At 34.9% G+C, this 26728-nt stretch carries 22 protein-coding genes and 1 riboswitch; of the genes, 3 read left to right on the top strand and 19 right to left on the bottom strand.

Features of this window, described 5'->3' with window-relative positions; all coding sequences use genetic code 11:
- Positions 1–31 precede the first annotated feature (31 nt).
- On the top strand, positions 32–1171 hold the full coding sequence (locus DKT72_RS07565) for a receptor L domain-containing protein (protein ID WP_111308131.1): 1140 nt from the start codon (positions 32–34) through the stop codon (positions 1169–1171).
- A gap of 8 nt (positions 1172–1179) precedes the next feature.
- Here DKT72_RS07565 and DKT72_RS07560 read toward each other — a convergent pair whose 3' ends face one another.
- From DKT72_RS07560 to DKT72_RS07540, 5 genes are all read right to left on the bottom strand, one after another.
- Positions 1180–1971, bottom strand: coding sequence for a PhzF family phenazine biosynthesis protein (locus DKT72_RS07560; protein ID WP_111308130.1), 792 nt, complete (start codon positions 1969–1971; stop codon positions 1180–1182).
- Positions 1972–1973: 2 nt separating this feature from the next.
- On the bottom strand, positions 1974–3143 hold the full coding sequence (locus DKT72_RS07555; protein WP_111308129.1) for a trans-sulfuration enzyme family protein: 1170 nt from the start codon (positions 3141–3143) through the stop codon (positions 1974–1976).
- A gap of 153 nt (positions 3144–3296) precedes the next feature.
- A complete protein-coding gene (gene thrA / locus DKT72_RS07550; RefSeq protein ID WP_111308128.1) occupies positions 3297–6698 on the bottom strand; it encodes a bifunctional aspartate kinase/homoserine dehydrogenase I in 3402 nt (1133 codons plus the stop codon).
- 9 nt (positions 6699–6707) lie between these two features.
- Entirely contained in the window at positions 6708–7985 is a 1278-nt protein-coding gene (locus DKT72_RS07545; protein WP_111308127.1) for an O-acetylhomoserine aminocarboxypropyltransferase/cysteine synthase family protein, read from the bottom strand.
- A 118-nt stretch (positions 7986–8103) separates the two neighbouring features.
- Positions 8104–8203, bottom strand: a riboswitch (SAM riboswitch).
- A 79-nt stretch (positions 8204–8282) separates the two neighbouring features.
- Entirely contained in the window at positions 8283–9842 is a 1560-nt protein-coding gene (locus DKT72_RS07540; RefSeq protein WP_111308126.1) for a hypothetical protein, read from the bottom strand.
- 148 nt (positions 9843–9990) lie between these two features.
- Here DKT72_RS07540 and DKT72_RS07535 point away from each other — a divergent pair, with 148 nt between their 5' ends.
- Both DKT72_RS07535 and leuB read left to right on the top strand, forming a co-directional pair.
- Complete coding sequence (locus tag DKT72_RS07535) at positions 9991–11163, top strand: 2-isopropylmalate synthase (protein WP_111308125.1); 1173 nt, start codon at positions 9991–9993, stop codon at positions 11161–11163.
- 91 nt (positions 11164–11254) lie between these two features.
- Positions 11255–12373, top strand: coding sequence for a 3-isopropylmalate dehydrogenase (gene leuB, locus DKT72_RS07530; RefSeq protein ID WP_111308124.1), 1119 nt, complete (start codon positions 11255–11257; stop codon positions 12371–12373).
- Between the two features lie 112 nt (positions 12374–12485).
- Here the strand turns inward: leuB and DKT72_RS07525 are convergent, their stop codons facing one another.
- The 14 genes from DKT72_RS07525 to DKT72_RS07460 form a co-directional block, all read right to left on the bottom strand.
- Complete coding sequence (locus tag DKT72_RS07525) at positions 12486–13745, bottom strand: alpha/beta hydrolase (protein ID WP_111308123.1); 1260 nt, start codon at positions 13743–13745, stop codon at positions 12486–12488.
- A gap of 124 nt (positions 13746–13869) precedes the next feature.
- Positions 13870–14787: an alpha/beta hydrolase gene (locus DKT72_RS07520; RefSeq protein ID WP_111308122.1), complete on the bottom strand. Its 918-nt coding sequence runs from the start codon at positions 14785–14787 to the stop codon at positions 13870–13872.
- 178 nt (positions 14788–14965) lie between these two features.
- Positions 14966–15937: a bile acid:sodium symporter family protein gene (locus tag DKT72_RS07515; protein WP_111308121.1), complete on the bottom strand. Its 972-nt coding sequence runs from the start codon at positions 15935–15937 to the stop codon at positions 14966–14968.
- A gap of 22 nt (positions 15938–15959) precedes the next feature.
- Entirely contained in the window at positions 15960–16316 is a 357-nt protein-coding gene (locus tag DKT72_RS07510; protein ID WP_111308120.1) for an SET domain-containing protein-lysine N-methyltransferase, read from the bottom strand.
- Positions 16317–16335: 19 nt separating this feature from the next.
- Positions 16336–17610 carry an argininosuccinate lyase gene (gene argH, locus DKT72_RS07505; RefSeq protein ID WP_111308119.1) on the bottom strand — a complete coding sequence of 425 codons (1275 nt, stop codon included), beginning with the start codon at positions 17608–17610 and terminating at the stop codon, positions 16336–16338.
- A gap of 97 nt (positions 17611–17707) precedes the next feature.
- A complete protein-coding gene (locus DKT72_RS07500; RefSeq protein ID WP_111308118.1) occupies positions 17708–18775 on the bottom strand; it encodes a M20 family metallo-hydrolase in 1068 nt (355 codons plus the stop codon).
- Between the two features lies 1 nt (position 18776).
- Positions 18777–19559 (bottom strand): acetylglutamate kinase, encoded by a 783-nt coding sequence (gene argB, locus DKT72_RS07495; RefSeq protein ID WP_111308117.1) that lies wholly within the window; start codon positions 19557–19559, stop codon positions 18777–18779.
- Positions 19552–20490 carry a Rossmann-fold NAD(P)-binding domain-containing protein gene (locus DKT72_RS07490; RefSeq protein ID WP_111308116.1) on the bottom strand — a complete coding sequence of 313 codons (939 nt, stop codon included), beginning with the start codon at positions 20488–20490 and terminating at the stop codon, positions 19552–19554. The genes argB and DKT72_RS07490 overlap by 8 nt, the downstream gene beginning before the upstream one ends.
- Before the next feature lie 7 nt (positions 20491–20497).
- Positions 20498–21262, bottom strand: a complete 765-nt coding sequence (gene proB / locus DKT72_RS07485; RefSeq protein WP_111308239.1) for a glutamate 5-kinase — start codon at positions 21260–21262, stop codon at positions 20498–20500.
- Entirely contained in the window at positions 21262–22458 is a 1197-nt protein-coding gene (locus DKT72_RS07480) for a glutamate-5-semialdehyde dehydrogenase (protein ID WP_111308238.1), read from the bottom strand. The genes proB and DKT72_RS07480 overlap by 1 nt, the downstream gene beginning before the upstream one ends.
- A gap of 56 nt (positions 22459–22514) precedes the next feature.
- Positions 22515–23675 carry an aspartate aminotransferase family protein gene (locus DKT72_RS07475; protein WP_111308115.1) on the bottom strand — a complete coding sequence of 387 codons (1161 nt, stop codon included), beginning with the start codon at positions 23673–23675 and terminating at the stop codon, positions 22515–22517.
- A gap of 2 nt (positions 23676–23677) precedes the next feature.
- Entirely contained in the window at positions 23678–24472 is a 795-nt protein-coding gene (proC, locus tag DKT72_RS07470) for a pyrroline-5-carboxylate reductase (RefSeq protein WP_111308114.1), read from the bottom strand.
- 43 nt (positions 24473–24515) lie between these two features.
- Positions 24516–25493 (bottom strand): N-acetyl-gamma-glutamyl-phosphate reductase, encoded by a 978-nt coding sequence (gene argC, locus DKT72_RS07465; protein WP_111308113.1) that lies wholly within the window; start codon positions 25491–25493, stop codon positions 24516–24518.
- The gene (locus DKT72_RS07460) at positions 25490–26671 is read right to left on the bottom strand and encodes an argininosuccinate synthase (protein WP_111308112.1); all 1182 of its coding nucleotides are present in this window, start codon (positions 26669–26671) and stop codon (positions 25490–25492) included. Before DKT72_RS07460 ends, argC begins: the two co-directional genes overlap by 4 nt.
- Between the last annotated feature and the right edge of the window lie 57 nt (positions 26672–26728).

Raw genomic sequence — 26728 nt, 5'->3', positions numbered from 1 at the left:
GTAATAAAAATAAATTTATAAAACAGCCCTCATGAAATCTAAAAACCTGCTAAACCTACTTCTTTGCTTTGCGCTATTAAATTGTTCGACTGACAACAATAATTCAAAACCTACTGAGAATATTTTTAACGGTGATATTGTAGTTAAATCTCAGGCAGAAGTTGACCAACTTGGAAATAATAAATACACAGAAATTACTGGTGACTTAAGAATTGAAACTGCTCTTAGTTCAACTGACATTGTTAATTTGTCTGTTTTTAGTAATTTGAAAATAATTGGAGGTGATTTTATTTTAGAAAGTAATTCTGACGTAAAAGAAACAGAAGTTTTTTCAAAGGTTGAAGAAGTTGGCGGTAGTTTAATTATTTCCAATAATGGCATAAAAAACCTTGATGGTTTTGCTAATCTGAAAAGTATTGGAGCTGACCTTTGGATTAGACATAACGCCCTTGAGAACATTGATGGCCTTATGAGCTTAAAATCTATTGGAGGTGATTTGTTTATTATTCAGCCTTTAATCAATAATCTTAGTGCTTTTCAAAATGTAACTTCAACTTTAAGGGGGTTTATTTTTTTAGAAATGCAAAATCTTGAAAGTTTAAACGGTTTACCGAATGTTGGTTCAAACACTAAATCAATCAGAATTTCTCAAACCAAAATTCAAAACCTTACTCAATTCTCAAACGTGCAATCGATAAGTGGTTCATTAGAAATTATTAATAATGACAATTTATCAAGTTTGGATGGTTTTCAAAGTATTCATTCCATTGAAAGCAAATTAAGCCTACGGGGCAATGATGCTCTAAAAAATATAGATGCCTTGAATAATCTATCAGAGCTAAAAGGAGAAATAGATATCTTTGGTAATATAAGCCTTGAGAACATTAGCGGCTTAACTAAATTAACTTCAATAATTGGGAATCCGAATTTAACAGATGGCAATTTTTTCGGAAACATAAAAATTGAATACAATGATAAATTAACTTCTTTAACAGGTTTAGAAAACATATCCTCTTTAAGTAATGGATTATCAATTACAGGCAATATAGCTTTAACAGATTTATGCGCCTTGACAGCCTTAATTAGCAATAGAGAAAAAGGGTTTTCAATTGGTGGAAATGCATACAATCCAACCAAACAAGACTTTTTAGATGGAGATTGTAAATTATAAAAATCAAATTACTCCCACTCCACCAACAACTCCGCCATAATCACACAATCACCTCGTAAAAGCACGCGGTTATTACCTAAAATTTCACACTCAACTATACCACCACGTTTAGAGGCTTGATAACCAATAAGTGTGTTTTTAGATAGTTTTTCACTCCAATAATTAGCCAAATAGCAATGCGCCGAGCCTGTAACAGGGTCTTCGTCTACACCAAAATCTGGGACAAAAACCCTTGAAATAAAATCATACGCATCATCAGAAGACATGGCTGTAATGATAAACTTCTTCTTAGCATGTTTTAGCAAAAGGTCAAATTTCGGGTTTAAATTTTTAATAGTCTCACTGCTTTTAACCTCAACCAAGCACAAATCGCCATCACCATGAATGGCTATTGGCTTTTCACCTAAAAATGTTTCCAGTTGTGTATCGTTTGTGTCTTCAGGTTGTGTTTTCCCAATAGGAAAATCCATTTCAATTTGGCTACCCTTTCTTTTTACTGTTAACAGTCCACCTTTGGTATTGAACTCAAGAACATCTGTAGAGACATTCAGCTTTTCAAACAGAATTTTAGCAGTAGCCAAAGTGCCATGACCACATAAACCTATTTCGCTTGTTGGCGTAAACCACCTCAACCTATACTTGCCATTTTCTTCATAAACAAAAGCAGTTGCGGGGAGATTCATCTCTTGGGCAATTGCATGATAATCCGTTTCATTTAGTGCTTTATCAAGTATGCATACGCCAGCAGGATTTCCCTTAAAAGGAATATTTGTAAAAGCATCTACAGTAAATAGTCTCATAATTATTGTTCTAAAGCTTGCTTCAAATCCGCAATAATATCATCCACATGCTCCAATCCAACAGAAACACGTACCAAACCATCAGTAATACTAACCTCTAACCTATCAGCTTCGGCTAATTTACTATGTGTAGTTGATGCTGGATGTGTTACAATCGTCCTGGTATCACCTAAGTTGGCAGAAAGTGAACACATTCTAATGGCATTTAGAAATTTGCGCCCCGCTTCTATACCTCCTTTCACTTCAAAGGCGACAATGTTTCCTCCTAATTTCATTTGCTTTTTAGCTACTTCATATTGCGGATGTGATTTCAAAAATGGATATTTTACCCAATTCACATTGGGATGACTTTCTAAATATTCAGCCACTTTCAGAGCATTTTCACAATGTTTATCAACTCTAACAGCCAAGGTTTCTAAACTTTTTGATAAGGTCCATGCACTAAATGGCGATAATGCTGGCCCCGTATTTCTGGAGAACAAATAGATGTCCCTTATTAAATCGGCGTTTCCAACCGTGACACCACCCAAAACACGTCCTTGTCCGTCAATTAATTTGGTAGCTGAATGAATCACCAAATGCGCGCCGTATTTTATAGGCTGCTGCAAATAAGGTGTTGCAAAACAATTGTCGATGATTAAAATTAAATTATGCTTTTTGGCTATATCTCCTAACAACTTCAAATTGATAATGTCAATCGCTGGATTTGTGGGCGATTCGGCATACAAAATCTTGGTGTTTGGAGTAATGAAACTTTCTATGGTTTCTGGTTTATTAATATCAAAATAACTGGTGGTAATATTCCATTTTGGAAGATAATTTACAAACAACGCATGTGTAGAACCAAATACCGAACGTGCCGACACAATATGGTCACCACTTTTTAACAACGCAGCAAATGTTGAAAACACCGCAGCCATACCTGTTGCGAAAGCATATCCACTTTCCGCACCTTCCATTTTACAAACTTTACCTACAAACTCAGTCGTATTGGGATTTGTAAAACGGCTGTAAATATTACGGTCTTTTTCTTCGGTGAAAGAAGCACGCATATCTTCGGCATCTTCAAATATAAAACTGGAAGTTAAATAAATAGGACTGGTATGTTCTAAAAATTCGGTACGTTCTAATTGCGTACGAATGGCTTCTGTTTCAAACTTTTTGTTACTCATTTTTTATTTTTATCAAATAATGACTATAATTCGTTGTTGCTTCTAGTGAATTTGTGAAGCAAACTGAACAAATTAGTATCGAGAAATATTAAAAAAATAGGTTCTCGATACAATTCTGAAAAAAAAATTCAGAATCACTCGAACTGACATTTTTTAATTAATATGTTTAGACAACCTTAAAATATCTCCAAAAACGCCGCGTGCGGTTACTTCTGCACCTGCACCTGCACCTTGAATCACAATTGGTTGCTCTCCATATGATTCTGTAAATATCTCAAAAATAGCATCACTTCCTTTAATTTGCCCTAAGGTGCTATCACCTGGAATGGATACTAATTTCACTTCTAAATGCCCTTTATCTTTTGATAAATCGCCTGATAAATCACCCACATATCTTAACACATGTCCTGGCTTTTGGTTGTCTTTTATTTTCTGAAATTCTTCATCCAACACATGCAACTGTTTTAAAAATTCAGGCACTGAAATATCTCTGTATGCTTCTGGAATTAAATTTTGAACCTCAACATCTTCAAATTCATTATACAAATCTAATTCTCTTGCTAAAATTAAAAGCTTCCTTGCTACATCATTTCCTGAAAAATCTTCTCTTGGATCGGGTTCTGTAAACCCTTTATCAATCGTTTCTTGAACAATCACACTAAATGGTTTGTCTTGCACCGAAAAATTATTGAATAAATAACTCAACGTTCCTGAGAAAACACCACGGATTCTAGTAATATTTTCACCAGATTCATGCAATAATTTAATGGTATCAATCAATGGCAACCCTGCACCAACAGTGGTTTCATATAAATATTGCTTGTTGTTCTCTTTTAATTTAAGACGCAAATCTGTATAAAATTTATGAGAAATAGTATTAGCTATTTTGTTGGATGATACCAAATCAAAACCAGCTTCTACCAACGGCACATAATTTTTATAAAAATTGGGGCTTGCCGTATTATCAACCGCTATTAAATTTTCTAAATGATGTGTTTTAGAGAAAGTAATTATCTCTTGAATGGAACTTTCTAATGACGTCGACTTGATAGCATTTTTCCAATTAATATCAGCCCCTTTTTTGTTTAACAGTAGTTTTTTGGAATTTGCTATCGCAAACACATTTAAGTGGATGCCTTTACGTTTTTCAATCTCATCTTTCGACTTTAAAATCTGATTGATGAGCGCTCCTCCAACACCTCCGTGACCAAAAATGGCGATATTTATTTTCTTAGAAATTCCAAAAATCTCACCATGAATCACATTCATCGCTTTATGAAGTTGGTCCTTTTTAACAACCAAACTCACGTTTTTACCTGTCACCGTATTGTTAAATAACAACGGTGTTATTTGGTTTTTAATCAACGCATTGAATGGCTTATGGAATGAACTCAACTCAATTCCGATAATTGAAATGACCGATACATCATCTACCACACCAATTTTATTGACATCTTGGGAATAAAAATCGTTTTCAAATTCACGCTCTAAAGCAATCACTGCTTGTGTTGCTTCTTCTGCATTAATTACCAAACCAATGCCTCGTTCTGAAGACCCTTGCGAAATAATGCTCACGCTGATATTGTAATTAGCCAAGGCACCAAAAATTCGAGCATCTACACCACTTTTCCCTAATAGTCCACGTCCTTCTAAATTCAACAACGCTACATGATCTAAAACTGATAAGGAGGTGACTTCTTTAGAATTTGGTTTTGCGGTAATCAGCGTTCCTTCATCATTCGCATTAAAGGTATTTAAAATACGAAGGTTGATATTTTTTTCAACCAATGGAATAATCGTTTTCGCATGTAAAACATTAGTTCCAAAATTCGCTAATTCGTTAGCTTCACTAAATGACAATTCTCGTATTTTTTTGGCATCTTCCACCAAATCCGGGTTGGCTGTGTAAATACCGTTAACGTGTGTATAATTTTGTAACTCTTCAGCATCCAAATAATTTGCAATTAAAGCTGCTGTATAATTACTGCCATTTCTACCCAACGTCGTAGTTTCATTTTTTGCGTTTGAAGCAATAAAACCAGTCACTACATTCACCACATCTTTTTCGGTATTTTTATAAAAATTCTTGACGTTGTCTTTTGATAATTGTAAAATTGGCTGCGCATTACCAAAAGAGCCATCCGTTTTTATAAGTTCCCTTGAATCAACAGCAGAGGCTTTGATCCCTTTTTTATTCAATAACGCTGAAATAAGTTTCACAGAAAGCAATTCCCCTTGTGCTAAAATTTCATCTTTCGTTTTACTACTGTAATCCCCCAATAAACTAACACCTTCAAACAATTTATCTAAAATGGAGAATTCTTTAGAAAAGTCAATATCTCTTAATGGTTCTGTTTGATAATCTTTAAAAACCTGCAACACTTCTTTATAGGGATGTCCTTTTGAAGCTTTATTTAATATAGTCTCCAAATCGTCTGTTGCAGAACTCCTTGCTGAAACTACAACAGTTATCTTTTCGCCTTCTTTTACCTTATTTTCAATAATTGAAATTACGGTATCTATCCCTTCGCCATTTGCCAAAGATTTGCCTCCAAACTTTAATACTTTCATGCGTCTTTTTTTAGAATTTGGCACAAAAATGCCTTCTATTATTTTTTCTAATTGTTCGTATTCCATTAAAAATGCATCATGCCCATGCACCGAATTGATTTCGTTATAAGTTACATTGGGATTTGTCAATGCCAATTGCTTATGCGTTTGCCTATTTTCTTCGGCAGTAAAAAATAAATCGGAATCCACGCCAATGATATGTATGTTACCATGAATACTTTCCAAAACATTAAAATCGTTTGGCCTGTTTTTAGTGACATCAATGGTTTTCAACAACTGATTCATTAATTTATAGGCCGACAACTGAAAACGTTCCTGCAATTTTTTACCATGATGCAACAACCAACTTTCTACATTGAAAATTTCCAGTTCTTCATTTTTAGAACGATGGAAACGCTCGTTGAAAGATTCAGGCGTTCTGTAACACAACATGGCGTGCATTCTGGCATCGTGTACGGGGTTTCTGGAATTCAATAAAAACTGTTCTTGAATTTGGCAATTGGCAATCAACCAATCGGTCGATTTCCAATCGGTTGCCACAGGGATTAAATGCTCCGTAATATTCGGATTTAAAACCGCCATTTCCCAAGCAATCCCACCACCTAACGAACCACCAATTAGGGCAAAAAGTTTATCTATTTTTAATTCTTTTAAGCCAATTAAAAATAATTTAGCAATATCACGAGCTACAAAATCTTTGTAGTTATCAATAACAAAACCATCAAAACCATTACCCGGAATATTAAAAGCCAAAACAGTGTAAAGTTTGGTATCTATCACTTTATCCTCACCAACCAAATCGGTCCACCAACCGTTCTCCCCCGCGACGTTACTATTACCAGTTAACGCATGGTTGACCAATACGACAGGAGCAGTACCCAACGCTTTACCAAATAGCTGATAGCTTAATTTGATTTCAGACACAGGCACGTTGCTTTCTGTAACGTAATCTTTGACAATGATATGTTGCAATGCTTTTTTCAACGGAAATAATTATTTAATACTTTTAAATGCTTCTTTTAAATCGGCTTTTAAATCGTCTATATCTTCAATACCCACCGACAATCGGATTAAATCTTTTGGAGCTCCCGCAGCGTCTTGTTCAGCATCTGTTAATTGTTGATGCGTGGTACTAGCTGGGTGAATGATTAATGATTTTGTGTCACCAATATTTGCTAATAATGAAAATAATTTTGAATTATCGGCTATGGCTTTAGCAGCCTCAAAACCACCTTTTGCTCCAAAAGTAACAATGCCGCTTTGCCCTTTTGGCAAATATTTACCTGATAATGCTTTGTATTTACTTGATGCCAACCCTGGATAATTTACCCAAGCAACTTCTTCTTGTTGCTCTAACCATTTGGCTAGTTCTAATGCATTTTCGCTGTGTTGTTTGATTCTAACAGGCAAGGTTTCTAAACCTTGAATGATTTGAAACGCATTGAACGGACTTAAAGCACCACCAAAATCCCTCAATCCTTCTAATATTAATTTGAAAGTATAGGCTGCTGCTCCTAAAGCTTCATGATACACTAAACCATGATAACCTGCTGAAGGCTCAGTAAATTCAGGGAATTTTCCATTCGCCCAATCAAAAGTACCAGCGTCAATAATAGCTCCGCCTAACGACGTTCCTTGGCCGCCAATATATTTAGTTAAGGAATGAATAACGATATTGGCTCCATGTTTTATAGGATTTAACAACGCTGGGGTTGCCACCGTATTATCAACAATAAATGGCACGCCTGCTGCTTTGGAATGTTTTGCAATCGCTTCCAAATCCAATACATCTAATTTTGGATTCCCTAAAGATTCCACAAAAAAGGCTCTGGTATTATCTTGAACAGCTGCTGCAAAATTATCTGGATTATCGGCATCTACAAACGTGGTCGTAATACCCAATCTAGGTAAAGTTACTTTAAGTAAATTATAAGTCCCACCATACAAACTGCTAGATGCTACAATATGGTCGCCAGCTTTTAATAAGGTTAATAATCCTGTTGAAATGGCTGCTGTTCCAGACGCAAAAACCACAGCACCTACACCACCTTCTACAGCTGCTAAACGCTCTTGTAAAATTTGATTGGTAGGATTGTTAAGTCGTGTGTAAATAAATCCTAATTCCTTTAGTGAAAACAGGTTTGCCGCATGGTCTGAATTATTAAACACATACGATGTTGTTTGATAAATAGGCACCGCTCTTGTTCCTGCGTTTGTGGTTACATCATGCCCAGCATGTAATGCGTTTGTTGCTAATTTTAATGTACTCATTTTTCTAGTTTTTTTGAGTTAATAAATGATTAAACCAAAAGCCAAATGCATCAAAAATTGATGTACTTAATAGAAAAATGTTAAAAAGAAATTTAAATTACGGACAAGTAATTTTGTTTCGTTATCTATCCTTTCGGGTAGAATGTAGCACCTTCTTTACAAGTAAAGGGTTGCTAAGGCTTCAATGGGTCTAATCCCTCCACCTTTCTTGATAACATTTCAATAAGTTTTTGAACTTTGTGAATGCAAATATTCAGTCAGAAAAATTTAAAATCCTAATTTTTTTAATATTTTTTTCTAATGCGCTTTATGTTTCATCAAATTTTCATGAAATTTATTTCTAATAACAAGCCCTATGGGTCTGCTTTGAATTTTAGATTCCAACCAAGAAATAATATCTAAATAAAGGAACGCTCTGCTTTGGTAAGGGTCATCTTCAAACTCTTTAAGTTTTTTATGAAGCTTAATGAATTCGTTTCTAACTTCATTTGGATAAATATCTCCCAAACCTCTCAAGAATTTTATAAACTCTTTTTGCACTTCATATAAATCTTCCATTTTAATCAAGAATTTGTATGTGCTTTTTATAAGTACGTCCAAATGATAATCCAAACCAGATTCATAATGCGCCACCAAATTCAATATTCTTGCAAAACACAATAAATCCTCACGCATTTGTAAAGACTTATTACTAATTATTTTATCTAAATAAAAGATACATTTTTTGTTTTCGCCCGCACCAAAATACATGCTCGCTATTTTATAATAAAACACCATAATATGATGTTCATCAATACGGTCATCAAAATCTTTCAGTTTAGATAAGACTTCATCGACCAAAGGCAAACCTTCTTCAAAACTACCTTCCATAAAATGAAGGTTAAACTTATTATTATAGATAAATAAAAAGGCCAAACCTTCTAAATTATCATCAACAGGAAACCAAGATTCCTTAGTGATAGATTCTAATCTTTCTAGAGATTCTTTAAATTTATCATAATGTCTTAAATAGAATAAGGCTTCCAATAAATAATGATTTCCTCTTAAAAAGAACACAGGGTTTAAAGTAATCATATCTTTATTTTCATAAAACAGATTCACCCATTTGGTGGCATATTTATAACACGATAAAAAATCGTGCGTTAAAAAACTATACCATAAATAAGCTTTGTAAAGCCATAGCTTTTCTCTAAAACCAAGTTCGTTAATATCATATTTTGGCATTCTAGCATCAAAATACTTTACAATACGCTTGGTCTCTTTATCATTTTTAACATAGCCGGTTTTTAAGAAGAGGCCATATAATTGCAGGGATAAATTTGACAGTTTACTTGCCAATACATTTTGCTGGCTCAGTTCTTTTGCTTGTATGGAAAGCTCATCGGCTCTTGAACTTAAACTCCTGGTAATGTATTGTGATTCTATAACTTTCTCTAAATCAACAATTTCATAAGCCACATTTTTCTCTTCATGTGCAATGGCAACAGCTTTTGCTTTTTCTAATATTTTTAAACTTTGCTTATACAACCCCTTGTGATACAATATAGTAGCAAAATCTAATTGTTCCCGAATTTGAATCCTAACATCTTGATGCGATGGATTTAAACGTAAACTAATTAATATTTGCTTGTATAAATGCGCTTTAAGATTTGATAATTGCTGCTTTTTTACAATGCCTTTTTTAAGGATGACAGATTCATCATACACCGAAAGTTTTTCAAGAATATTAAAAAGGGTTAAAAATTTTGAATCTTCATTGACGCCTAAGCGACCCACATATAGCTTGAACTGCCTTTTTTCTGATTTTGATAACGATTTTATTAGTACAAACAAATTATCTTTTTGCTCCTTTGTCATAGTTATAAAAACAATGTTAAATAAATGATATACAAATGGTTAAATAAATTTTAGAAGTGTTAAACATCGTAAAAATTAATAGGCGAATGCTTAGTTTTATAAACCAAAATATAAATTCGTATAAGAATACGAAAATATATTTTAATAAATGTCGAATAACAACGTTCAAATTTTTGATACTACCCTACGTGATGGTGAGCAGGTTCCTGGTTGCAAATTAAACACAGAACAGAAACTTATTATTGCTGAACAACTTGATTATTTAGGAGTAGACGTTATTGAAGCTGGTTTCCCCGTGTCTAGTCCAGGTGATTTTAAATCGGTTGAAGCCATTTCAAAAATAGTAAAAAACGCCACGGTTTGCGGATTAACACGTGCCGTTGAAAATGATATAAAAGTAGCTGCCGAAGCATTAAAATATGCTAAACGCCCCAGAATCCATACAGGAATTGGTACATCGGACTCTCATATAAAATTCAAATTCAATTCCAATAGAGAAGACATTATAGAACGCGCCGTAAAAGCCGTTAGCTATGCCAAATCCTTTGTGGAAGATGTCGAGTTTTATGCTGAGGATGCTGGTAGAACCGATAACGATTATTTAGCTCGTGTGTGTGAAGCTGTAATAAAAGCAGGTGCTACCGTTTTAAACATTCCTGATACTACAGGATATTGTTTACCTAGTGAATACGGTGCCAAAATTAAATACCTAAAAGAAAATGTAAAAGGCATCGATAAAGCTATTATATCTTGCCATTGCCATAATGATTTAGGATTGGCTACAGCAAATTCCATTGAAGGGGTTATTAATGGTGCCAGACAAATTGAATGTACCATTAATGGTATTGGAGAGCGCGCCGGAAATACAGCTTTAGAAGAAGTGGTGATGATTTTAAAACAGCATCCTTACCTCAACTTAGATACCAGAATTAAAACAGAAATGTTATATGGTCTCAGCCAATTAGTGTCTGATAGTATGGGTATTTACACCCAACCAAACAAAGCGATTGTAGGCGCTAATGCCTTCGCACACAGTTCTGGTATCCATCAAGATGGGGTGATTAAACAACGTGAAACTTACGAAATTATAGACCCTAAAGATGTAGGCGTTACAGAATCTGCTATTGTACTTACTGCCAGAAGTGGTAGAGCAGCCTTAGCCTATAGAGCAAAAAATTTAGGCTATGAGTTAACAAAGCTTCAGTTAGATGAAATATATATTAGCTTTTTAGACTTTGCAGATACTAAGAAACAAGTAAACGATGACGATGTTCATCAAATCATAGAAAACAGTAAAATTTACAACGGGATTTCTTCGTAAATATTTGTCATTTCCTGTGCAGGCAGGAGGAATCCATAACCGAAAATCAAAAGTAGATTCTCGCAAAAGCGAGAATGAAAAAAAATAATATATGAAGTTAAATATAGCCGTGTTACCAGGAGATGGTATTGGTCCAGATGTTACAGCACAAGCCATTAAGGTCTTGAAAGCTATAGCTATGGAATTTAACCATGTATTTACTTTTGATTACGGATTGGTAGGAGCCAGTGCCATAGAAAAAACAGGTGTTGCTTTGCCACAAGAAACTATTGATCTTTGCGAAAAAGCAGATGCCATTCTGTTTGGCGCTATTGGGAATGCCATATACGATATGGATCCTATGGCGAAAATAAGACCCGAACAAGGTCTGTTGGGGTTGCGTAAAACATTCGATTTATATGCCGATGTAAGACCCGTAATTGCTTATGAGGATATTTTAGATAAATCGTCTTTAAAAAAGAAACAAATTAAAGACACCAATATCCTTATTTACAGAGAGCTTACTAGCGGCATTTATTTTGGAGACAAAATATTTAGTGACGATGGCAATACGGCTACCGACACATGCCAATATACCCGTTTTCAAATTGAACGCATTGCACATTTAGCGTTTCAAGCGGCACAAAAAAGAAAACGCAAATTAACCTTGGTTGATAAAGCCAATGTTTTGGCAAGTTCTAAATTATGGCGCAAAGTCATACAAGACATGGCACCTCAATATCCGGATGTAGTCGTTAACTACATGTACATTGACAAAGCAGCTATGGAGTTGGCCATTAATCCAAGACAATTTGATGTTATTTTGACCGAAAACATGTTTGGAGATATTTTATCCGAACTGGCTGGTGTTATTGTCGGATCGATAGGCTTGTTAGCTTCGGCTTCTTTTAGCGACAAAAAAGCCATGTTCCAACCCATTCATGGGGCATACAACAAAGCCGCCAACCATGGGATTGCGAACCCTATTGCAGCTATATTATCGGCAGCTATGTTATTGGATCATTTTGAGTTGTTTGATGAAGCTTCTTTAGTAAAAGAAGGCGTTGACAAATCGTTGAAACTTCATATTACAACACCAGATTTAAATACAAAATATGAACATATCACCACAATCAAGGTTGGGGACTTTATAGAGGATTTTATTAATAATCCAGACGAAACTAATCTTAACTTTACCAACATTCATTTAGGACAGTCCACAATTATTTAATTATTTGAGTTAGTCACCAAAAGTATAATTCGGGATCCTTAAAAGCGCACTCTAACCAAGTTGCGCTTTTTTAATTTTGGTTATTTGGAAAGTTCTTTATTCGATCTGTTTTCTATTCACTAAAAACCTCAACCAAAATCTCTTTACCTTCTTCAATAGTTAACACATAATCTTCTGTATCATTAGGATATGTATGAGAATAAACTACTTGGTTATAAATACTTGGCGATAAATCGCGCTTGCGTATGTAATCACTCCACGCTTTAATATCGGTTTCGGTAAGTTCGTGTTTACGTTGTTTTTGCATCATGTTTATCATAAAAGGGTCTCGAGAGTTGCTAGTCCAACGCGTGGCATCTTGCCTTACTTCCACTTTATACTTTCCTTGAACGGGTCCTTGGTCTTTTGGTACAGAAAATCGTCCCAATTCACCTGTTCCCGTATTATTGATATAAACCACAACTGGCGGATTGTTTTTATTTTCAATCGGCATCAAAATAATCATGCCTTTTTTAAGTGGCTCGCCGTTCAATTTCACTACACCGTTTAACTCAATTTGTGGTTTTTCAGTTAAGAAACCACCAGCCCACATCCAGTTATAAAGCAAATGCTTCCATTCTCCTAAAACAGGATCGCCTACCGCAAAACCAGTTCCGTGTATACCATATCTGAAAAAATGAGCTTCTACAGAAGCTCCTGCCTGATATAATCTAGTGTACATATTTAACATCCCATTTTGACTGCCCCTATCTTCTACCGTACCATACATAAAGGTTGGTGGTAATTTAGCAATAGTAGTATTATCTAAAGAATCTGGAAGCCGTGAAGAACCATAACCCAAAATCATAAAATTGGGTTTGGATGGCATATGGTCTAATAAATCTGTCGAATTAGGCTGGGACTCCAAAGGATTTAAAGACATATCTGCTATTAAATCGGCTCCTGCCGAGAAAGCAACAGTTCCAACACGATTTGTAGAAATATGGTAATCGTCGGCATGCGCCCGAATGTATTGCATAGCACGTTTACCATCATGTACCCAATGCTCTCGTGTGTAAATAGGGCGCAATCTGTAACGTAACAAAAATGCTGTAATGCCGTGTTCTTTTAACCACTGTGCTACCAAAACACCTTCATGATCTACTGCTCGAATGGTAAATCCACCACCTGGCACTACTAATACAGCTGCTCCATTGCGCTTATTTGAATCCGGAATAAATGGAATAATTGCTGGTTTATCTTCATCACTAGTACCAGTAGCTCCAGGCGCACCATTGGGCCATAATACAATAGGGGCTTCCAATTGTTGCCCAAAAGTAGTTGATGATATTAAAAATAAAAGAAGGTAAATAAATTGGTTAGTTGGTTTCATGAGTATAAATATTTAGCTATATCATTACAAAAAAGGACATATAGCTAACTAAAGTAGTCAATTTTCCTCATGAATTCAATTAAAAATATATGATATAAAACTGAAAATTAGAATCTTATAAAACCTACAAACTCTTCAACCAATCGTACAATCTATCTGTCCAGGTTTCTAAATGGCCTTTTCCTAAAGCCAAACTATAGCCATGGCCACCATAAGGGTACAAATGCATCTCTGTTTTAATGCCTTTATCTTTTAAGGCTTTATATAGTTGCAAACTGTTTTCAACAGGCACAGCACCATCATCTTCAGAATGCACTAAAAACGTTGGCGGTGTATTTTCAGTAACTTGTAATTCATTGGAATATTGATTGACCAAATCGTTGCTCGGATTATTTCCTAACAAACTATTTCTGGAACCTCCATGTGTATAATCGGACTTCATAGTAATCACAGGATATATTAATACCATAAAATCTGGACGCGCAGACACCGTATCGATAGCCGATTCTTTAAAGTTATTTGGTTTGCTAAATTGCGTTCCCAAAGTAGAGGCTAAATGCCCACCTGCCGAAAAACCCATAATACCTATTTTATTGGGGTCTATGCCCCATTTGTCCGCTTGCGACCTCACAATACGCATGGCACGTTGGGCATCTTGCAAAGGTGCTTCGTAAGACACTTTTATTGATTTTGAATTGGGCAACCTTGATTTTAAAACAAATGCCGCAATGCCTTTTGAGTTGAACCATTTGGCAATATCGGTACCCTCCCAATCGTACACCAAATTCACATAGCCTCCACCTGGACAAATAATAACAGACCGCCCTGTAGCGTGTCGTTTTGTTGGTAAATGGACTTCCAATGTTGGAGTTTGCACCAATGAAACGTAAAGCACATCACCTCTTCTAATCATTTCTACTTCATCAGAGATTACAGAATTAGGAACGTTGCCATCCCACAAGGGAATCATTTCGTATTGAGCAAAACTATGTAGCATAACAAAAGATAAACAAATGGTTAGAAAGGTTTCTTTTAAAGACATGACCGTTGATTTTAAAACACTAAATATAAAGGAAAGTAAATTGAAATCCTATCTCAAGTTCTTTATTAGTAGTTCTATAATTTTCGATACAAATTAGATTGATACCGTTTTAATCCATGAAGCTTCTCGATACAAATGTATGGCGTATGGCCATACATTCACTCGAAGTGACATGATATTAAATCTCTATGTTTCGCTTTGCCAATTTTGAAGCAATCACACTAATAATTAAAATTTGAATGGCATGAAATAACATCAGTGGCAACAAAATAATGCCTATAGTTGCTGAATTTCCAAAAAGTATTTTAGAAAAAACAGTACCATGCACTAAGGATTTTTTGGTACCGCAAAATTGTGCAGTAATTTCGTCTTCCTTATTAAACCCTAATTTTTTAGCTATAAAATCTGTTAAGAAGAATGCTATAAAGAACAATATAATAACGCCAATAAAAAGGCCTAGCAAATCTAAAATGGATACCGAACTAAATATATGTTCATCAAACGATTCGGCAAAACTCTTATAAATAATAAGTAATATAATGGATTTATCAAATACGGTCAGCTTATTACTGTGTTTATGTGCAAAAGCCCCTAAAAACCGCTGTAACAGGATTCCTAAAATAACCGGAAAAATAATTTGCAGAATGAGTTTTGTATAGATTTCTGTAAAATCGAAATCTGTTTGCACATCATGCACAAACAATCCCATCCATAACGGTGTAATAGCAATACCAATGATACCGGAAATACTGGCATTAAATATGGCCGCCGGCACATTGCCTTTAGCCATAGACACCATAACCACCGATGAGGATACCGTTGATGGCAAAGCGGCTAAAAAGAAGAACGCCAGCCACATGGTTTCTTGCTCTTCTGTTTGCAAAACAGGCCTAAACAATAAAACAATTAGCGGAAAAATTAAAAAAGTAGACGCCTGTACCAAAATGTGTAATTTCCAGTTTTTGAGTCCCGCTTTTAATTTGTCTGGACTTAATTTAAGTCCGTAAAAAAAGAAAATTAATGAAATCCCAACAGTGCTTATAGTATCCAAAGGAATAGGACTATCTTTTGTTCCCCATTGTGGAAAAAAGTAAGCAATAACAATGACACCTATAATGAATAAGACAAATTTGTCAATTTTTATTTTCATTCCGTTCAAAAATTAAAACATATTATTTACCGACAAAATCCTCAAAAGCATCATTATAATAAATGGTGATTTCTTTCCCTTTTTCAATATCTGTTTTAGCTACAAATGTCTTAATGAGATTAACAAAATCACGATCTTTAACTTCTGCAGTTGGTTCACTGTTATGATTAAAAAAGCTACCTACATGACTCAAGCAAATAGCATCATAGTCCTCTGACCAAGGAAATTGAAGTGTGGCTAAATTTTCAGGTAAGTTATCATTCACATGAATAAGTGCCATGTCGCATGTGGCTAACAATTCTCCTTTTGCAATGTTCCGAGTGGCAAAAACGCCTTTACCATGTAATGGTGATTGTTTTACTTCTACGGAATTGTACATATAGTGTAATAAAGACTATTTACTCAGGAAATTTATTTTTAATTTTATCTAAACACAAATTATGAATACTGCCAACATGGGTATGTTTCTTAGACATATCTGGTTTGTAGGTACCATTTTGCACTTGTCCACCAATTTTTTGATAAGCTTCTCTAAAACTCTGTCCCTCAACCACCAAGGTATTAATATTATCTACAGTAAATAGATATTTATATAAATCGCTATTTACATTAATATCTTTTACAATTACTTGTTGAATAGAGTAATTAAAGATGTCTAGAATATCTTTTATTTCTTCAAAAGCGGCAATCATGTTTTCCTTTAATAACTGAAAATCTCTGTGATAACCACTTGGTAAATTGTTGGTTATTAAAATCATTTCGGTTTGAAGTGCTTGTATTTTATTGCATTTTCCTCTGATTAATTCAAAAACATCTGGATTCTTCTTATGTGGCATGATGCTACTCCCCGTAGTCAATTCATCGGGAAAAGAAATAAATCCGAAATTCTGACTCATATACAAACACACATCCATGGCGAAACGTGCCATTGTATTACTTAAACCACCCAAAGCAGCTGCAATAGTACGTTCATTTTTCCCTCGCCCCATTTGTGCTGCCACCACATTATATTTCATGGTAGAAAAATCCATTTCTTTTGTAGTGAACTCTCTATCGATTGGGAATGAGCTGCCATAACCAGCAGCAGACCCTAATGGATTTTGGTCTACTGTTTTTATAGCCGCGTTTAACAAATACACATCATCAATCATAAGCTCAGCATAGGCTGAAAACCATAATCCGAATGATGATGGCATAGCAACCTGCAAATGTGTATATCCTGGAAGCACTTTATTTTTATAAGTATCTGCTAAGCCTAAAAGCGTTTCAAAAAGTGTTTTTGTTTTTTGTTTTACAATACCTAAATTCTCTTTATAGTATAAGTGAAGCGCGACTAAAACTTGATCGTTTCGTGAACGTGCTGTATGGATTTTTTTTCCGACTTCTCCAAGTGTTTTTGTCAATTCAAATTCGATTTTAGAATGTACATCTTCAAATTGAGCTTCAATAATAAAACGTCCTTCTTCAATTTGATTTTGTATTTTTTTTAAACCTCCCAATAAATCAATTAATTCATTAGCTGTTAAAATGCCGATTTTTTGAAGCATTTTAGCATGCGCTTTAGATGCAATAACATCATATTTTGCTAAATGAATGTCAATTTCCCTATCGTTTCCGACAGTGAATTGTTCTATTTTTTTATCGATTGATATGCCTTTATCCCAGAGTTTCATTTTTTTGATCTTTTTCTCATTCCTGCGTAGGCAGGAATCTAATTATATTTTTTGTATTTAAAAATGGATTCCTGCTTTCTCAGGAATGACAGAACTGCTAAACGATTACCCGATTCAACAATTCGGTATATATTTTAATACCTTCTTCTATTTCATGCAAATGAATGTATTCATCTGCTGAATGTGAGCGCGGACTATCACCTGGCCCTAATTTTAATGATTTACATGACAACCATGCTTGATCTGATAATGTGGGTGAGCCATAAGTTGTTCTACCCAACGCGATACCTGCTTGCACTAATGGATGCTCCACAGGAATGGATGAGGAGTTTAAATTTAAACTACGTGGCACAATACTAGAACACGGTGCCTCTTTTTGTAAAAATTCGGCAATCTCAGCATTGGTATATTTATCATTTACCCGTACATCAATGACCAATTCCACATCGGCTGGCACCACATTATGCTGTTTTCCGGCATTAATTTGAGTCACGGTTAATTTTACATCACCCAAAGCTTCCGAACTTTTTTCAAACTTCACATCTTTAAACCATTGCAAGGTGTCAATCAGTTTGTAAATAGGATTATCATCATTTGGATGTGCGGCATGGCTAGCCGTTCCTTTTACTTTGGCATCAAAAACAACCAAGCCTTTTTCGGCTACTGCTAAATTCATCAAAGTTGGTTCGCCCACTATGGCGACATCAATCTTCGGAATGATTTTCAACATACTGTTCAATCCGTTTGGCCCGCTACTTTCTTCTTCCGCGGAAGCGACTAAAATTAAATTATATTTTAAGTCTTTATGATTATAAAAATAGGTAAATGTGGCTATTAAAGACACCAAACAACCACCTGCATCATTACTTCCCAAACCGTATAATTTGCCATCTTCAACAATAGCTTTAAAAGGGTCTTTGGTGTAGGCTGTATTAGGTTTTACGGTATCATGATGTGAGTTAAGCAACATATTTGGCTTACTTTCATCAAAATATTTATTGACTGCCCAAACATTGTTTTGGGTTCGTTTATAATCAATATCATATCGTTGCATCCAAGCTTCAATATGCGATGCCGTAACATCTTCTTCCGATGAAAAAGATGGTGTTTCTATTAATTGTTTTAATAGCGATATAGCATCATTTGTTAATTCTTGAATAGACATATTATAAAGTTATTCTTGTAAAATTATTATTTTCTTGGGTCAACATGGATGTGTTGCCCATATTTATGGTTTTGACACCGTTTTTTAAAGCATCGAAACAATTTTCCAACTTCGGCAGCATACCATCAGCAATAATACCCTGTTCCAATAATTCCTTATATAAATTTGAATCGATGTGTTTTATAACTGAATTTTTATCATTTATATTTTTCAAAACGCCATTTAATTCAAAACAATAATAAATAGATGTTTCGTATAGTGCACTCATACCAATGGCCACTTGTGAGGTAATGGTATCTGCGTTTGTGTTCAATAATTGTCCTTTACCATCATGTGTAATAGCACAAAAAACAGGTGTGAAATTCGCATGAATTAATCTATCTATGGAATGATGAGCTACTTTTTTAACATCACCGACAAAACCAAAATCAACGTCTTTAATAGGTCTTTTTTCTGAAGTGATGCTATTAATATCGGCTCCGGTTAATCCAATAGCATCAATTTGTAACGCTTGTAATTTGGCTACGATGTTTTTGTTTACCAATCCACCATAAACCATGGTAATCACTTCCAATGTTTCTGCATCGGTAATACGTCTACCATTCACCATTTTAGATGCAATCCCTAATTTTGATGCAATACTTGTAGCACGTTTTCCTCCACCATGGATTAAGATTTTCTTTCCTTTTAAGTTAACAAATAGTTTTAAAAAATCATTTAAAGACTGTTCATCTTCAATAATGTTTCCTCCTATTTTTACAATGGACAGTTTTTCTTTAGCCATTTTCCAATATTTTTTTCAATACCAATTGAGCTGCATACGTTCTATTATTGGCTTGTTGAATCACAATAGAGCTATCGCTATCTAAAACGGCATCTTCCACAATTACGTTTCGTCTAACTGGCAAACAATGCATGAATTTAGCATCACCCAATTTTGCTTTGGTAATCATCCAATTAGGATCTGTATTCAAAACTTTCCCATAATCACTGTAACTACTCCAATTTTTAACATAGACAAAATCGGCATCTTTAAAAGCCTCCTCTTGATTGTGAATTATAGGGGTATTTGCCGTTATTTCTGGATTTAAATTATAACCTTCTGGATTTGTAATCACAAACTCAACATCCATTTTTTGCATGGCTTGAACAAAACTATTGGCGACAGCATGCGGCAAAGCCTTTACATGAGGCGCCCAACTCAAAACTACTTTAGGTCTTGCTTTTTTAGCAAATTCTGAAATAGTAATCGCATCCGTTAATCCTTGTAATGGATGACCAGTAGCACTTTCCATATTAACAATAGGCACAGAAGCATATTTTACAAAAGCATTCATGACTTGCTCACTTTCGTCTTTGTCTTTATCTGTCAATGTTGGAAATGCTCTTACCGCAATAATATCACAATATTGAGACACCACTGCAGCTGCTTCTTTAATGTGCTCTGCTGTGTTGCCATTCATAATCGTTCCATCTCCAAATTCAATACCCCATGCATCTCCAGACACATTCATCACAATAGGATCCATACCTAAATTCAAGGCGGCTTTTTGAGTACTCAAACGTGTACGCAAACTAGAATTAAAAAACAGTAACCCAATGGTTTTATGTTTGCCTAAAGTGACATATTTAAGAGGATTTGCTTTTAGTATTTTAGCTTCTTCAATCCAAGAATGTATATTGTCTATATCGTGTATGGAGGTGTAATTCTTCATATTAATATTATTTTATTTTGGTAAAAGGCACTTTGTTATTCATGGCATTTACCATGAAATTGTCTTCCAACCCATTGACTATCCACGTTTCTATATTTGCTTTTTTGGTAACAGATGCTGCCTCTATTTTAGAAAGCATCCCACCACTACCGTGTTTTGATTTCGAACTTACTACTTGTTTTAATAAGTCTTCAAAATCCTCCACTAACTCAATGGTTTTTGGCACACCATTTTCCATAGACTCTTTAGTATAGATCCCATTGGTGTTTGTGGCGATTATAAATAAATCGGCACTTAAAAGTGAGGCTGTTAAAGCCCCTAATTTGTCATTATCCCCAAACTTAATCTCATCGGTTGCTACCGTATCGTTTTCATTAATGATGGGGATGTAATTATTATCTACCAACACATTAATGGTATTCATAATATTGGTTCTGCTTTGTTCTTTTTCAAAATCTGAATATGACAATAAGCATTGCGAGGTTAACAAGCCAGCTTCTCTAAAAATTTCTTGATAAATACGGATTAAATGGGGCTGACCAATAGATGCCAAAGCCTGTTTTACAGTAATCTCTTTCCCTTTACTCTCCAATTTCACAAACTGCTTTGCAGCAGCAATGGCACCAGAACTCACAATAATAAACTCGTAATCATCTTGTAAATATGCGATTTGATTCGCCATATCCTCAATCTTACCTCTTGAAATATTATCGGTTTCTTTAGTAAGCGTATTGGAGCCCACTTTAAGCAAAATTCTTTTCTTTTTCTGCATTATCTTATTTGTCCATTTCCGTGAACATACCATTTATTGGTTACTAAATGCTGCAAACCTATAGGCCCTCTTTGGTGTAATTTATCGGTGCTAATGGCCAATTCTCCACCTAACCCTAATTGAAAACCATCGGTAAATCTTGTAGAAGCGTTATGATATACGGCGGCATTATCAACATTTGCCATGAATGTTTTGGCTTCCATATCATTCTTAGTAATTATGGATGACGAATGTCCACCAGAATATTCATTTATCATAGCAACAGCATCTTGAGTAGACTCAATTTCACCAATCACGATTTTATAATCTAAAAATTCTTTACTCCAGATATCGTTGGATTGAATAGCTTCAACATGATAGTTCTTCGAAATGATGTCATCTCCTAAAACCTCTACTTTAAACTCTTGTAATTTTGCAATCAATTCTTTTACAAAGCTTTCTTTGTTTGGTAGATTTTTATCAATCAACACTTTATCCAACGCATTACAAGCTGAAATCTTTGTGGTTTTAGCGTTTATAATGACATCCATAGCAATTTTCAAATCGGCTTCCTTGTGAACATATACAAAATTATTCCCACGACCACTAATAATCACCGGGCATGTGGCATGTTCTTTTACAAAGGCAATCAATCGTTCTCCACCACGAGGCACAATTAAATCTAATTTTTGAGTTGGTTTTTCTAAGAACGCCTGTGTTTCTGTTCTATTGAATTGTAAATATTCCACCCATTCTTTTGAAATTCCATTGTTTTCTAAAGCTTGATGCCACAAATCAACAATTTTCAAATTGGATTTCAAAGATTCTTTTCCACCTTTCAATAATATTTTATTTCCCGACTTAAAAGCGATTCCGGCAGCTTCCACCGTCACATCTGGACGCGATTCATAAATAATCATGACCGTTCCAAACGACGCTGTTTTATTATAAACTTGCATCCCATTATCGTGTTTGAAAGCAAAACGCTCTACTCCCACTGGATCTTCTTGAGACGCCAAATTAGTTACCGAAGCAATCATGTCATCAACTTTAGAATCGTCTACTTTTAATCGGTCGTACATAGAAAGGTCATCTCCATCATAAGCTTCTAAATCTCCCTTATTAATCTTAATAATGGCTGCTCTTTCTTTTTCTAAAAGAGTTGCCATGTTAAGTAATACGGTGTTTCTTGTTTCTATGTTTAATAATGTATTCATTTTTTTTGTTTTTAATTTTTGAAGTTTTAGGCTTCTGAATTTCAACAAACTTTATACTAACCTTGAACTTCTAATTCTTTATTTTCAACGTTGACCAATGCCTTTTTTAGGGCATCAAAAAAATCATCAACATGGTTTGTCTGAATGGTTAATGGTGGTAAAATTCTAATTAACTTTTTATTTGAAGCCCCACCTGTAAAAATATGATGCTCATAAATGAGCTTTTTTCTCAATTCTCCAACTTCAAAATCGAATTCCAAGCCAATCATTAAACCCCTCCCTTTAATATTTTTTATCTGTGGAATGGTTTTGGCAATTGAAATAAAATACTCTGAAACCGCATTAACGTTTTCCATCAATTGCTCTTCTTCTATCGTACTTAAAACAGCTAAACCTGCCGCACATGCTAAATGATTGCCACCAAACGTAGTTCCCAACATACCATGCTTTGCCTCAATACTTGGATGAATTAAAATACCTCCGATAGGAAATCCGTTCCCCATACCTTTTGCTATGGATATGACGTCTGGCCTTACATTATAATGCTGAAATGCAAAAAATTTACCTGAACGTCCGTAACCGCATTGCACCTCATCAGCTATAAAATACGTATTGTTTGCTTTACAAAGTGCGTCGACTTGTTCGAAAAACTCAGCAGTTCCTTGATCTAATCCGCCTACACCTTGGATAAATTCAACAATAACGGCACACACATCACCTTTTTCCAGTTCTCTTTTAACACCTTCAATATCATTCAATGCTAAAAAAGTAACTTGTTGCTGTGCATTTATTGGTGCTACAATATTTTTATTATCAGTTGCTGCTACGGCTGCCGATGTACGCCCATGAAATCCGTTATTAAAAGCAACAACTCGTGCTTTTGCTGTTTTGAACGAAGCTAATTTTAAAGCATTTTCGTTAGCTTCTGCACCAGAATTACATAAAAACAATTCGTACCCTTTACAACCCGAAAGTGCTTCAATCTTATCGGCTAAGGCAACTTGTAATGGATTTTGAATGGCATTGGAATAAAATCCTAGTTTAGAAACTTGATTGGTAATAGCTTCTACATAATTAGGATGTGAATGTCCAATCGAAATTACGGCATGACCTCCATAAAGGTCTAAATATTCAACTCCCGCATCGTCGTAAACGTGCATATCTTTTCCAGATACTGGAGTTACATTGTATAATGGATAAACGTCAAATATTGGCATTTTTAATTCTTTTTAATTTGATTAATTTTTTCAAACGAAGCCACAATACCTTGTATTAAGGCCGAACTTAACCCTTGGTGTTCCATAGCATTTAAACCTTCAATGGTACAACCACTAGGGGTTGTTACGCGGTCTATTTCTTGCTCTGGATGTCTTCCAGATTCCAGTAACAAACTTGCGGCTCCAAAACAAGTTTGCGTCGCCAATTCATGTGCCTGTTCTGCTTCAAAACCTAATTGTATGGCACCTTGAGTTGTAGCACGCACAAGGCGCATCCAAAATGCAATACCGCTAGCACAAATAACCGTTGCTGCTTGAACCAAATCTTCTGGAATGACCATGGTTGTTCCTAATTGGTTAAATATATTTTGCGCTAAAGCCACTTTATCTTGTGCTTTTTCGTTAGCCGCAATACATGTCATGGACTTTCCAATAGAAATCGCCGTATTTGGCATGACGCGAATGATATTTTTATCGTTCCCAATAATACCTTCTATTCTTGCAATATCAACACCTGCAGCCACCGAAATAACCACATGATTAACTGTAATTTTAGAAGCTACACTTTCTAAGACCGCATTGATATGTTTAGGTTGCAACGCAAAAATAACCATATCAGATTGCTCTACTGCTAGAAGATTATCATTGGTAATGGTCACATTCTCAACAGTACTAAAACTATTCACAGCCGTTGTATTCTTATCACTTAAATACAAAGAGGTAAATGTTTTGTTTTTAATAAGCCCTTTGGCAATAGAACTTCCTAAATTTCCAGTTCCTATGATAGCTATTTTCATACTTTAGTTATTGGTTGTTGGTTCTTGGTGTTTTAATCAAACTCTAAAAATACGTTGCTTTTAATTGCAATCCTGTTGTCTCTTCTAAACCAAACATTAAATTCATATTCTGAATCGCTTGTCCAGATGCGCCTTTCAATAAATTATCAATAATACTAGTCACCAATAATTTGTTATTGTGTTTATGTAAATGAATCAGACATTTATTAGTATTTACTACTTGTTTTAAATGCAACACTTCATCTGACACCAACGTAAATTTAGCATCTTTATAAAATGCTTTGTACATTTCTTGAGCATCTTCTAAACTGCCTTCAAAATGGGTGTAAACCGTTGCAAAAATACCTCTTGAAAAATTACCTCTGTTGGGCATAAAAAGAATGTCGGATGAAAAACCTTGTTGTAATTGTTTAACCGACTGATTAATCTCTCCTAAATGCTGATGCGTAAACGGCTTGTAATACGAGAAATTATTATCTCTCCATGGGAAATGGGATGTTTCAGATAATAAGGTTCCAGCTCCCGTAGCTCCTGTAACGGCATTTACATGTACATCATCACTCAATAAATTTTTCTGAGCCAATGGCAATAATGCCAATTGAATCGCTGTCGCAAAACAACCTGGATTTGCTATGTATTTTGCGTCTTTAATGGATTCCTTTTGTAATTCCGGCAAACCATATACAAAAGTTTTTCCATTAAAAATTTTATCTTTTTCTAGTCTGAAATCGTTTCCTAAATCAATGATTTTAGTGTTTTCTGAAAATGTATTACTTGATAAAAACTTAACCGAATTGCCATGCCCCAAACATAAAAACAACACGTCTACATTCGGATTGATAGTATCTGTAAACTTAAGTTCTAAGTCACCTAATAAATCTTGATGAACACTACTGATTTTATTATCAGCATTAGAAGTGCTATACACAAAATTAATCTCGGCTTCAGGATGATTGATGAGTAATCGTATCAATTCACCTGCTGTGTAACCTGCGCCACCTATAATGCCTACTTGAATCATAATTCCGAATTTACCTGTTGATATATTTTATTTTGATTACCAAAAATCTTAATGAAGCCTTTAGCTTCTTCTGGAGTCCAGCCTTTATTTTCCTCACCATAACTTCCAAACTTCGCATTCATTAAATCGTGTTTAGATGTTATACCATCTAAAGTAAAATGATACGGTTTTAAAGTGACAACTACATCGCCACTCACTTTATCTTGGCTACTTTGTAAAAATGCTTCGATGTTTCTCATGACAGGATCTAAATATTGACCTTCGTGTAAATGCATGCCATAAAAACTAGCCAAATATTCTTTATGCTGTAATTGCCATTTTGTAAGTGTGTGCTTTTCTAACAAATGATGTGCTTTAATAGTAATTAATGCCGCCGCAGCCTCAAATCCAACACGTCCTTTGATACCCACAATGGTATCTCCCACATGAATATCTCTACCTATAGCGTAGGCTTTTGCTAGGTTATTTAATACTTCAATATTGATTTCTGGGTCATTCTCAACGCCATTTACAGCTACTAATTCACCTTTTTCAAAAGTTAGTTTCACTTTTTCAGGTTCCGCATGTTTTAATTGAGATGGATAGGCTTCTTCTGGCAATGGCTTATCTGAAGTTAACGTTTCAGATCCCCCTACACTAGTTCCCCAAAGTCCTTTGTTAACTGAATACTTTGCCTTTTCCCAAGACATATCAATGCCGTTGGCTTTTAAATAATCTATTTCCTCTTGCCTACTTAACTTCTTATCTCTAATAGGCGTCACAATTTGAATATCTGGTGCTAATGTTTGAAAAATCATATCAAAACGCACTTGATCATTTCCGGCACCTGTACTGCCATGGGCAATGTATTCCGCACCAATACTTTTAGCATATTCTACAATTTCGATAGCTTGAATGATTCGTTCAGCGCTTACAGATAATGGATAGGTATTATTTTTTAAGACATTCCCAAAAATCAAATACTTTACTACTTTTTGATAAAATGTGGCTACGGCATCAATATTTTTATAAGTAGTAACCCCCATTTTATAAGCATTACTTTCAATATGATCAATTTCTGCCTTTGTAAATCCACCTGTATTGACGCTTACCGCATGTACATCAAATTCTTTCGATAAACTTACTGCACAATATGAGGTATCTAAACCACCACTGTATGCTATCACTAATTTTTTCATATGTTTATATTAATTGTTTTTCAATGGTCACATGCTGTTCGCTATTAATCATTCTCC

Source organism: Confluentibacter sediminis, from assembly GCF_003258355.1.
Lineage (GTDB): Bacteria > Bacteroidota > Bacteroidia > Flavobacteriales > Flavobacteriaceae > Confluentibacter > Confluentibacter sediminis.
Note: the sequence above shows the minus strand (reverse complement) of the source record. Positions and strands in the feature narration are given on the sequence as shown.